At 49.8% G+C, this 10928-nt stretch carries 9 protein-coding genes; all 9 read right to left on the reverse strand.

The features are described 5' to 3' along the window. Window positions 1-70: 70 nt before the first annotated feature. Window positions 71-676, reverse strand: a complete 606-nt coding sequence (locus LBQ00_07470) for a (2Fe-2S)-binding protein (protein ID MDR2018691.1) — start codon at window positions 674-676, stop codon at window positions 71-73. Further along, window positions 673-2331 carry an NAD(P)H-dependent oxidoreductase subunit E gene (locus tag LBQ00_07475; protein ID MDR2018692.1) on the reverse strand — a complete coding sequence of 553 codons (1659 nt, stop codon included), beginning with the start codon at window positions 2329-2331 and terminating at the stop codon, window positions 673-675. The genes LBQ00_07470 and LBQ00_07475 overlap by 4 nt, the downstream gene beginning before the upstream one ends. 9 nt (window positions 2332-2340) lie before the next feature. Beyond that, a complete protein-coding gene (locus LBQ00_07480) occupies window positions 2341-2793 on the reverse strand; it encodes an NAD(P)H-dependent oxidoreductase subunit E (protein ID MDR2018693.1) in 453 nt (150 codons plus the stop codon). 29 nt (window positions 2794-2822) lie between these two features. Next, the gene (locus LBQ00_07485; protein ID MDR2018694.1) at window positions 2823-3539 is read right to left on the reverse strand and encodes a hydrogenase iron-sulfur subunit; all 717 of its coding nucleotides are present in this window, start codon (window positions 3537-3539) and stop codon (window positions 2823-2825) included. Window positions 3540-3657: 118 nt separating this feature from the next. After that, window positions 3658-6771, reverse strand: a complete 3114-nt coding sequence (locus LBQ00_07490) for a CoB--CoM heterodisulfide reductase iron-sulfur subunit A family protein (GenBank protein ID MDR2018695.1) — start codon at window positions 6769-6771, stop codon at window positions 3658-3660. Window positions 6772-6804: 33 nt separating this feature from the next. Continuing rightward, a complete protein-coding gene (locus tag LBQ00_07495; GenBank protein MDR2018696.1) occupies window positions 6805-7956 on the reverse strand; it encodes a (Fe-S)-binding protein in 1152 nt (383 codons plus the stop codon). Window positions 7957-7994: 38 nt separating this feature from the next. Then, window positions 7995-8537: a (4Fe-4S)-binding protein gene (locus LBQ00_07500; GenBank protein ID MDR2018697.1), complete on the reverse strand. Its 543-nt coding sequence runs from the start codon at window positions 8535-8537 to the stop codon at window positions 7995-7997. Between the two features lie 17 nt (window positions 8538-8554). Further along, entirely contained in the window at window positions 8555-10513 is a 1959-nt protein-coding gene (locus LBQ00_07505; protein ID MDR2018698.1) for an aldehyde dehydrogenase, read from the reverse strand. 87 nt (window positions 10514-10600) lie between these two features. Next, the gene (locus tag LBQ00_07510; GenBank protein MDR2018699.1) at window positions 10601-10807 is read right to left on the reverse strand and encodes a hypothetical protein; all 207 of its coding nucleotides are present in this window, start codon (window positions 10805-10807) and stop codon (window positions 10601-10603) included. Window positions 10808-10928 lie beyond the last annotated feature (121 nt).

Here is a 10928-nt window from a genome sequence, read left to right on the forward strand (position 1 = left end):
ATGCTCCTCCTTGTCAACACTATCTTTTCTCCGTTTAAGATTCATCTGTAATGTTTCAACGTAACGGCATCTATTCCTTCCATACGGCATCCGTCGAAAGCGAGAGGCCTTCAGTCAGAAAGTAAGCCGCTTGTAAATACGATGTAGGGCAAAGAGGAAAACATTCTTTACAGTTCCAGCATTCCTTTATTGCGATTTCAGGAACAAAGCTTATGATCCGCTTACCTCCATTCTCAACAAACCCCACTGCATTCTTCTTTTTGATCTCGGCGCAGTATCGCACACACAGGCCGCAAAGAAGGCAGAATGAGGACTCCCTTCTGAACCTCGACGGGTCGGCTCCATATTCTCTGGCCAATTCATCAAGGATGGGCGAGTCCGGAGCGTGAGAAAGCAGAAATTCCACCAGCACTTTCCTGATTTTGTCCACCTTCTCGGACCTTGTCCTGACCAGCAGGCCCTGCTCTACCGGGTAGAGACATGCGGCCACAAGGCTCGTTCTGCCCCGGCTTTCAATCTCCACCGTGCAGATACGGCAACCCCCGTATGGTTCCAGCATCTCGTGATGGCAAAGGGTAGGTATGCGTATACCCGCCTCCTTCGCCGCCCGAAGAACAGTCATCCCCTCTTGCGCCGTCACTTCTGCTCCATCGATATGTAAGCGTATCTCACTCATCTTTTCTCACTTTCTTCGACAATCTTCGCTTCAAACTCATCTCGGAAGTAGCGTAAAGCGCTCATCAACGGATCGGAGGCGGTTCTTCCCAGTGCGCATAGAGAGGCTGCTTTCGTAACCTCGCATATCTCCTCAAGAAGTTCGATATCGCTTTTCTTTCCCCTCCCATCGCATAAATCGTCCAGTATATGAAGCATCTGTTTTATGCCTTCGCGGCAGGGAACGCACTTCCCGCAGGACTCGTTCGTAAGGAAATTAAGAAAGAACCTTGTCATGCTTACCATGCTGGTGTCTTCGTCAATGATCAGCAGTCCGCCCGCTCCTATAGCAGCTCCCAACTTCGAGAGCGCGTCGAAATCAAGCGGCGTATCAAGGAACTTCTCGGGTATCGAACCTCCCATGGCCGAGCCGAAATGGGCCGCCTTCAGTCTTTTTCCTTTCGGTATTCCCCCGCCGATATCGTAGATGATCGTTCTAAGGGGCATACCGAAAGGTACTTCAACGACACCGGTGTTCACGATATTGCCCGACAGGGATATGCATTTCGTTCCCTTGCTGTTCTCGCTGCCAATACCCGCATACCACTCCGCGCCCTTGTCGATTATCAGGGGCACATTGGCCCATGTTTCCACGTTGTTGAGGTTGCTGGGCCTTTCCCAAATGCCCCTCACAGAGGTGCGAATGTATTTCGGCCTCGGCTCCGGCGGCTTGCCCTCGATAGATCTCATTAAAGCGCTCGACTCGCCTGAGACGAATATTCCCACATCAAGATGTACTTCAACCTTGAAATCGAAGCCCGAGCCAAGAATATTTTTTCCCAAGAATCCGTACTCCTCAGCCTTGGCAAGGGCCTCCGAAATGTTGGCCCTCAATTCGAGAGAGTCATGGCGCGTGTAGATAAAGCCCTGATGAGCTCCTATTGCGTAGCCGCCTATAATAAGACCCTCCAGTATCCTGTGGGGATTTCCCTGGAAGAGCGCCCTGTCCATATACGCTCCCGGCTCTCCCTCGTGACCGTTGACGATCACATATTTCTCTTCACCTTTGGCATTACGGGTGGTCTCCCATTTCGAACCGACAGGGAATCCGCCGCCGCCTCTCCCTCTCAGGCTCGCCTTCTTAATCTCCTCAAGAACTTCCAACGGACTCATCATGGAGAGCGTCTTCGCGAGGGCGGCATAACCACCGATGCCTATATAATCTTCAATCTTCTTTGGATCTATTCTTGCATTGTCGCCTATGAGATTTTGTACCTGGTTGCTGTAAAACGGTATCTCATTCCGGTATACTTTCTTTGCTCCGTTGGCATCAGTGTACACCAAACGGTCTATGATTTTTTTTCCGATCACTGTTTGAGAAAGAATGTCTGCCGCATCCTCCGGCTTCACCTGAACATAGCAGATCTCTTCCGGATAGATGACGATGTTGGGACCCTGCGCACAGAACCCGTGGCAGCCCGTCACCTTCACATCGATATTATCCGCCTGCTTCTTGTTCTTGATCTCATCTTGAAAGGCTTTGATCACGCCTTGGTTGCCTAAACCCAGGCAACTCGTTCCCCCGCATATGGCGATACAGGGTCTACCAGGATTCTTCTTCGATAAAATTTCTTTTCTCAGGTCTTCTAACTCACCAGCCGAATTTATCCTTGACATAATCTCTACCTATTCATAATTTTTCAGCACTTCTTCAATGTTATCAGGGGTCAGCCTGCTATGGTGATTTCCGTCGATCACTACCTCAGGCCCCAGAGCGCAACAACCCAAACAGCTGCCCGATTCCAAACTAAACCTTGAATCTGCCGTCGTCTCACCGGGCTTGATGCCCGTCAAATCCTGGACTTTATCAAGGAGATCCTGGGCACCATGCAGATGACACGAAGAACCCATACATACATGAATCTCATGCCGCCCTTTGGGATTCAGACTGAACGTCTTGTAAAAAGTAACGATATGCAAAATGTCGCTCAACGGCACGTTGAGTTTTTCGCTGACCGTCTGCAGCACCTCCCTCGGGAGCCAGTGATTCTCATGCTGAATATCCATGAGCACCTGTATTAACGAACGTTCTTCGCCGTTATATTTACCGATAATCCGGTCAATCATGTCCTTATCCATAACGCTTGCGCTGACCCTCCATATTTCCCTTATACCCTCGCCTGTCTTCTTATCCTGGGCGGGAGCGTGAACTTTTTATTTTCGTCCAACATCAGAAAACCCTGTCGTTCAGATCTGTTTGTATATTTCACCACATCAGAAAGACTAAGGCCCAGCCGTTCCGATATCTCGTCGCACGAAAGAGGACCATCCTTGAGGAGAAACAGGATACTGTTCATCTCCAGCTTGTCGACGATCATCTCGCGGAATACCAGGTCAACATCATCACTGGCGAAGAACTGATTATATTCCTCAACTGTGTTAAAAGGCACTCTTAGCCTCTCCCTTTCAACCAGCTTGATATAGGGAAGCAAATTCACCACTGTGTCAAGCCTGACCTTCAGTGCCTTCTCATCTATCCCTTCACCAGCTCCCAGGGAACCCATTTCCTTAATCTTTCCGGAAACCTCATTCATTGCTTCCGCAAACTGTATCCCTTCTGAGGCCCCCACCCATTCAAGTCTCAGTCTGTCTGGGTTGATACCTATGTACTTCATAATTCTCTTACATAGAAGCGACATACCGAGGGCATGATAATTTCCTTCGGTAACGTAATGGCATTCACCGGGGTGGCAACCGCCGACATACACCCCATCCGCACCGTTCGAGAATGCCTGGAATATGAATGCAGGGTCCACTCTGCCTGTGCACATAACTCTGACAAGCCTTATCTCAGGCGAATATTGCAGTCTGGAAACTCCAGCCAGATCAGCAGCGCCGTACCCTCACCAGAAACAAATGAAGCCCAGGATCCTCGGTTTAAACTCAAATTCCATACCCATTCTTATCTCCTGCTAAATTCGTTAATCCCCGTTCCCTTGCAACCTAACTCCTCGCAACCGCCTGAACCGCCTCGTTCACCTGCCTGGCGATCTCCTCGTTCGTGAAATGTTGGAGCGAAATTGCCCCGCTTGGACATTTCGGGTTACACAGACCGTCTCCTTTGCAAAGAACAGGGTTAACTCTGGCTTTTTTGCCCTGCGGCGTATCATAAAAGTCTATGGCGCCATATTTACAGACTGAAATACAAGCCCCGCAAGACACACAATCACTCTCTTTAACCGCGCACACCGCGCCCGAAGCCGTCACCGAATCTTTTGAAAGAATGGTCACAGCCCGGCCTGCCGCGCCGTATGCCTGACTAATTGCCTCCGATATATGCTTAGGGTAGTGAGCGGTTCCGCACAAGAAAACCCCGTCTGCCGCAAAATCAACTGGCCTCAGCTTTACATGGGCCTCCTGGAAGAATCCGTCAGGATTAACTGCAACCTTGAAAAATCTCGACATTTCATTGTTTGAGGCGGCAGGTACAACGGCAGCAGACAGGGCCACTATGTCCGCGTCCAGCTTGATCTTCTTTCCGAGCACATAATCAACAGCGGTCACCTTTAGCACCATTCGCCCATCATCAGCCTCGCCAGGTTCAACTACCGGTTCGGCGCCTTGCTCATATCGGATGAATCTCACACCCTTATTTGCTGCTTCCCTGTAAAAATCCTCCCGTAGTCCATAGGTCCTCATATCCCTGAATAGCATGTAGATATCCACGTCAGGCTTCGACTCTTTCAGCTTCAAGGCGTTCTTTACAGCCTCGCTACAGCATATCCTGCTGCAGTAATTCCTTTCCTTATTTCTGCAACCCACACACTGGATCATAACAACGCTCTGTGCGTCGGTCACCTTCTCCGCGCCTTTAAAAATCATCTCCTCCAGCTCAAGTTGAGTTACAACCCTCTCGTCCTTGCCGTACAGATATTCTTTCGGCTTGTATTCTTCGGCGCCGGTAGCTATCACCGCCACTCCGTGCCTGATCTCTCTTTCCATTTGTCCGACTTTCAGCTTAGTGGTGAAATTGCCTATATATCCGCCCGCCTCAGTGATCACAGTATCGGTAAGGGCGTGGACCATCGGGTGCTGATACACTTTTTTCACAAGGTCATTCACATGGGCCTGAACATCGAGGCCATCCAGCGTATAATAAATTAGGCGGGCCATACCGCCCAGTTCGGACTCCTTCTCTACCAAGAACACTTCAAAACCCTGATTCCCCAAGCTAAGCGCGCTCGTCATCCCTGACACGCCTCCACCGATCACCAGTCCTCTTTTGTCGACCGGCAACTGGAATTCCTCCAAAGGCTTCAACAGTGCAGACCTTGCCACCGACATACGGACGATATCCTTTGCCTTTTTTGTGGCTACTTCTTTCTCTCGAGAATGTACCCAGGAACAATGCTCCCTGATATTAGCCATGTCGAAGAAGTACTGGTTGATCCCGCCTTCACGGAGCGTGTCTCTGAAGAGAGGCTCGTGGGTCCTAGGCGTACATGCCGCCACGACCACCCGATTGAGTCCTTTTTCCTTGATCGCGTCCGATATCTGACGGGCATTGTCGGTGGAGCACGCGAACAACGCCTCCTCGGCATGGACGACATTTTTTAGACCAGACGCATATTCCACCACCGACGAAATATCCACCACCCTGCCTATATTGGCCCCGCAGTGGCAGACAAAGACTCCGATCCTGGGCTCTTCTTTAGACACATCGCGTTCCGCAGGATATTCCCTGGCCTTTGCAAGCTTGTCCCTTCTTTTCGCAAGAAGCTGGCCGCAAAGAGCATCCGCCCCACTCGCCGTCACAACCGACTCCGGAATATCTACAGGTCCCTGGAACGCCCCACTTACGAACACTCCTGGACGCGTGGTCTCCATAGGATTTACAGGGTTAGTCTTGCAGAATCCCTTATCATTAAGTTCAATACCGAAGGTTTCGGAGAGCTCTTTGAAATCATCCGGAGGGTTCAGTCCCACCGACAGCACTACCATGTCGAATTCCTCTTCTTTTACCCCGTCATCGGTAGTGGAATATCGTATCGTAACGCTCTTGTTCTCAGGATTCTCTTTTCCGATAGACACGTAACTTCTTATGAATCTTATCCCGGGAAGATTCTCTGCCCTTTGGTAGAAGCGTTCAAAGTCTTTCCCATAGGCTCTGATGTCGTTGTGAAATATGGTGCACTCCGCATCCGCATCATGGTCTTTCGTGAGGATCACCTGTTTCTGTGTGTAGGCACAGCAGACCGCAGAGCAGTAGCTGTTGCCTCCTTCCAGCACCTGCCTTGATCCCACGCACTGAATCCATGCGATCTTGTGGGGATATTTCCTATCGGAGGACCGCAGTATCTCGCCCTCATACGGGCCGGTAGCGCAGAGCAGACGCTCGTATTCGAGACTTGTAACTACATTTTCGAAGAGCCCGTAGCCGTAATCATTTCTCATCAATGGATTGAAGGGCTCAAAACCTGGAGCAAGAATGATTGCCCCTACCTCTATTTCCATCTTTTCTTGCTTCTGGAAGAGATCAATGGCCTTATTTTTACATACCCCCGCGCAAATCGTACATTTTTCGTTCTGCAGGAAATGGCACTTACCGCGGTCGATGTATGTCACGAGAGGTACTGCCTGCGAAAAATAGATATGTACTGCCTTGCTCAGACAAAGATTCTGATTGTATTCATCCTGGATTTGGGCAGGACAGAACTCAACGCAGATACCGCAACCCGTACATTTATCCTCTTCAATGTATCTCGGTTTTTTGATCAGGGTTACCTTGTATTCGCCTGCTTCACCTTCAATCTTCTCAACATCTGTATAAGTCAGGATCTCGATATTGGGATGTCTGCTGCATTCAATGAACTTCGGAGATTCGATGCACATGGAGCAGTCGTTTGTAGGGAAGGTCTTATCAAGCTGCGCCATATGGCCGCCGATCGCCGGCGCCTTATCAACGAGGTATACCTTAAAGCCCGAGGAGGCAAGATCAAGAGAGGCCTGGATGCCGCTTATCCCTCCGCCAACAACCATTACGTCTCCGGCGTTGGTCATCCCCAAGCTTTTGCGAAGTTGCTCAAACTGTTCTTTATCGACTATTCCTTTTTCCACTTTTCTATGCCCTCATCAGGTTCATTCGGTTCGCTACATCACTTCCTGGATGATCTCCATAATATCTTTCACCTGTATGTCGTCCGCATGATTAGTGACAAGCCTGCTATCCTCGAGAGCAGTGATGCAATAAGGACAGGAGGTAGCCAACTCCTCTGCGCCAAGTTCTATAGCCTGCTCCACTCTCATGTTGGAGAAACGTTCATACTTTTCCGTTTCCGCCCATATCCTTCCACCGCCCATTCCGCAGCACATGCTATCGACGCGTACCTCGGGAAGCTCAGTCAGGCTTACGCCTGGTATTTTGGCAAGGGCTTCTCTCGGCTCGTCAAAGATGTCGTTGTGCCGTCCCAGATAGCAAGGGTCATGGTATGCGATCTTCTTGCTATAATCCTTTGCAATCTCCAATTTGCCTTCGTTCATTAGTTGGGCAACAAACTGAGAGGTATGGATAACCTCAAAATTCACATTGAACTGAGTGTATTCGTTTTTAAAAGTATGGTAGCAATGGGGCGAGGAGACAAGGATCGTCTTTACACCATTATCTATAAAAGTTTTGATGTTCTCCCGGGCCAACTTTTTGAAAAGCGCCTCATTGCCTGTCTTTCGGATGCTCTCTCCGCAGCAATTTTCCTTTGAACCTAATATCCCGTAATTGACTCCGGCTTTATTGAGAATCTTCGCGGTCGCCTGGGCTACTTTTTTTAGACGTGGATCATAACTTGCATAACAGCAGGGGAAATAAAGGATGTCCATCCCTTCGGCAAAAGGTTTTACCCCCAACCCCTCTGCCCAGTCTGCGCGGGCCGCTCTGTCTTCATTGAAAGGATTGCCTGTAGTGGTCAGACCTGAGCTGACGGTACGGTAGGCTTTGACGTCACTCGTGAATACGCCGTATCCGCTGGCCATCCTGCGAATCGCGACCATATCGTCGATCTGCTTCACGTCGCGAGGGCAACGCTGTGGGCACTTGCCACAGGTGGTACAGCGCCATATCTCTTCTTTTTCGATCTCGGTGGCACCGAATGCCGCCTCACGAACGAGCTTGCGCATACTGAATTTTCTGACCTTATTCCAAGGGCACACTGTATCGCATTTTCCGCACTGATAACAGTACGTAACGGCTTCGCCACCACCCTGTTCTATTTCAGCGATTACTTCTTTAAAGGGTGCTATCGTTTCCATTGCCTTTCCCGATAATCCTCTAACTATGCACTAATAGTTTATTCTTCCGACACACGGACGACTGTGTCCATCACTTTCTTCAGACCGTATCTCTTTATCAGAAATTTCAGTCCTGCCTCCATGTCTGTCTGTTTCGCTTCCTCTTTTCTTATCTCTTCTTCCCGTTCCTCAAGCGTCAGGGCGCCGAATGTGCATGCATCCACGCACATGGGCTTTTCCATAGGCGGGACGGTCTCACACATATCACACTTAAGCGGAAGACCAGAATCAGGATCTCTGAAGGAATCCCTCGACGGGCAGGAAGCAGGACAGAATGTGCATTCGTCATATTCTTTACCGTCGATCACGTACGCATGCCTCCCGTTACACTCCGCTTCAGCATAATCACCCGCCCGTATTGGCACAAAAACATCCTTTACTTCATCTATAACTACCATGATCCGGGAACGTGCAGTATTGACCGAGCTGAACCTTGGTACGGCATGGAAGGCGGAGCATGCGATCTCGCACGCCCTGCACCCCACACACTTCTTTGTATCAACTTTTATACTTTTGACTATTCTTTTCCCGTTGTTCTCCACGATGGTACTCCCTTTCTTTATTCCTTCTCTTTCTTGGCTCTGGCATCGTTGAGGGCAGTAACTTCATCTCCCATCAACACGCCTTCCTTGATCAGTCTGTCCGCCACATATCCAATGCCAAGTTTCCGCAGGGTCTCTTTGGTGGGAATTCCATCAAAAGTCCAACCCTTAAAGTCATAATATTTCGTCAGCAGTTGCTGTTCATACTCTTCGTTTCTCACCGCCCAGTGATCCTCCGGCGGCCTCTCCATGTATCTCCTCAAGCCCCATCTCGCGTTGAGAGCCCTTACCATATTTCTGTTGCGCATAAAACATTCCCACAATCTGTCTTTGTTGAAATCCATCCCTGTGGCAAGAGAGATTATCTCCGACATGTTCCATACATTGTACCCCGTGGCACCGCCAAACTGACCCTGGAAGGATGAGACAAATCCGCAGAAACCCAGTGAGTCATCCAAATAGTGCATACACTCGTTCCAATCAGTAATGGCGCACATGGCATCATCAGGCAGCTGGTCGCGTTTTTCCCACTGCCGGAACCATTCCGCGAACTTCTTGTCTGGAAGCCCTTTCCATCTCCGAATAAATTCTTCCCTCGCCTCCGGATCAGGAATCGGGTCTTGCGGAAAAGAACCTTCAATCTGGGTGATAGCCATATCTTCACCGGTGGCTATCATGAGGAAATAGGCTGGATTAAGCTTGCCGAGTTTGATTGGCAGTTGCTCCAATTTCTTGACAGTATTGTGATCGAATTTCTCAGCGCCGTGACCTATGATAACGGCCGCTGCAGAGGTACCATTGGCCAGGACATCGCCTATTCCCTCTCTGAACGCAATTTTGTGAAGAAGGTAGTAGAATCTTGCCCTGATATCGGCAGGCATTCCGGGAAAATCGCTGTCTTTCAGTATCCCCTCATCTAGAAGCTCCAGGGCGAAAGCAATGAGCTGCGGCGTCGAATAAGAATCAAGGCCCAGATCCTGCGACATGCCAAGTATCTCATAAGTGAAATCCAGTTCCTGGAAAGACGCCATGTGATAGGTATCTTTTCCATAGCATTTATAGGAGAACCGCTGCCGTCCAGGCCACTTGATTACGTTATGGCAGGCCTTTGGACAGTTCCAACAGCCTGTGTGTCTGCTCAGGTGATCGTACTTCACATTCCGCCACCTCTCTTCCAGGGAAGCGCTCCAGAAGTTCTTGCGGCGCACGCGGGAGTTACCCCAGGAAAAATTGTTGTGATGGAAGCTGTCATCCTCGTCTACTGCCATCCAGTCCCCTACATTTGGGTTTTTGTCCAGATCCTTCCGGAGCCGCGAGCACATCTCCCAGAGCTCCGCAGGGTGGGCGACGTTAACATCCTTTGTTCCCCTGATGGCAATAGCCTTTACTTTCTTGTCTCCCATGACCGGACCTACTGTCCGGGATGCACTTGAGTTGCCGCAGTCAATGGAAGCGGTCATCACCCTGTTCTCTCCTGCCGGACCGATTGCTGACACCCATGCCCTCGGCTCCCTCAATTCCTCCTTGATGAGCCGCTGGGTATCATGCATGCCTTTTCCCCGGAGGTGCGTAGCGTCGCGAATCTCGACGTTGTCGTTATGTATATAAATGTAGACCAGGTCAGGCGCCTTGCCTTTAAGGATGATTCTGTCATACCCGGCCATCTTCATCTCGGCTCCGAAGAATCCACCCATCAGGGAGTGTCCCATCAGCCCATTGAGAGGAGTAATGGTATCAACAGAAACGCGGTTTGCGCCCGGAACAGGCGTTCCGTTCAGGAGACCGCTGCTGAATATGAGCAGGTTATCAGGAGACCACGGATCAATTCCCGGAGTTACGCGGTCAAGCAGCAATTTCGCAGCGATACCGTTGCCACCTAAGTGGTTCGCCGTATCCTTTGGGTCGGTCTCTACTTTGTCAATACTTCCCCGTGACAAATCAATTTCTAAATTATACCCTGTTTCTGCGTATCTCATGATTTTATTACTCCTCTATATCTCTTAGCGGATCGCAACTTAATCCTGTGCAGACAGATAATATTTCACGAGTTTCCATGGCACGCTCTAATAGCGTACGGTCATCTGACCATGTCCGCCTTTCTTTTCCTTCACTTCAACTTTCGCCTCTTCCTTTGCCAAAGGCGCGAACTCCGTCTCGGTGACCGGAAGGAGCCAGATAACTTCATTCAACTCATTTCTGAGGATCATCTCGGCCGCTTCCAGATCAGGGGCCTCAATCTCCTTTAAATTGCAATATACCCTGAAAAACATATCTACCCTCCCCTCCCAATCTTTATATATCCTTATATACTATAACTATATCCAAAGAACATAAGCCCTTTCTATTCCCCCGTATATTAAGCCTTTCCAGCATCCACCCGTTACACCAACC

The sequence above is a fragment of the Syntrophobacterales bacterium genome, from assembly GCA_031274925.1.
Lineage (GTDB): Bacteria > Desulfobacterota > Syntrophorhabdia > Syntrophorhabdales > Syntrophorhabdaceae > PNOM01.

Coding starts and splice junctions, on each gene's coding strand:
- LBQ00_07470 (MDR2018691.1), bottom strand. CDS start 676: ATGAGTGAGATACGCTTACATATCGATGGAGCAGAAGTGACGGCGCAA.
- LBQ00_07475 (MDR2018692.1), bottom strand. CDS start 2,331: ATGTCAAGGATAAATTCGGCTGGTGAGTTAGAAGACCTGAGAAAAGAA.
- LBQ00_07480 (MDR2018693.1), bottom strand. CDS start 2,793: ATGGATAAGGACATGATTGACCGGATTATCGGTAAATATAACGGCGAA.
- LBQ00_07495 (MDR2018696.1), bottom strand. CDS start 7,956: ATGGAAACGATAGCACCCTTTAAAGAAGTAATCGCTGAAATAGAACAG.
- LBQ00_07505 (MDR2018698.1), bottom strand. CDS start 10,513: ATGAGATACGCAGAAACAGGGTATAATTTAGAAATTGATTTGTCACGG.
- LBQ00_07510 (MDR2018699.1), bottom strand. CDS start 10,807: ATGTTTTTCAGGGTATATTGCAATTTAAAGGAGATTGAGGCCCCTGAT.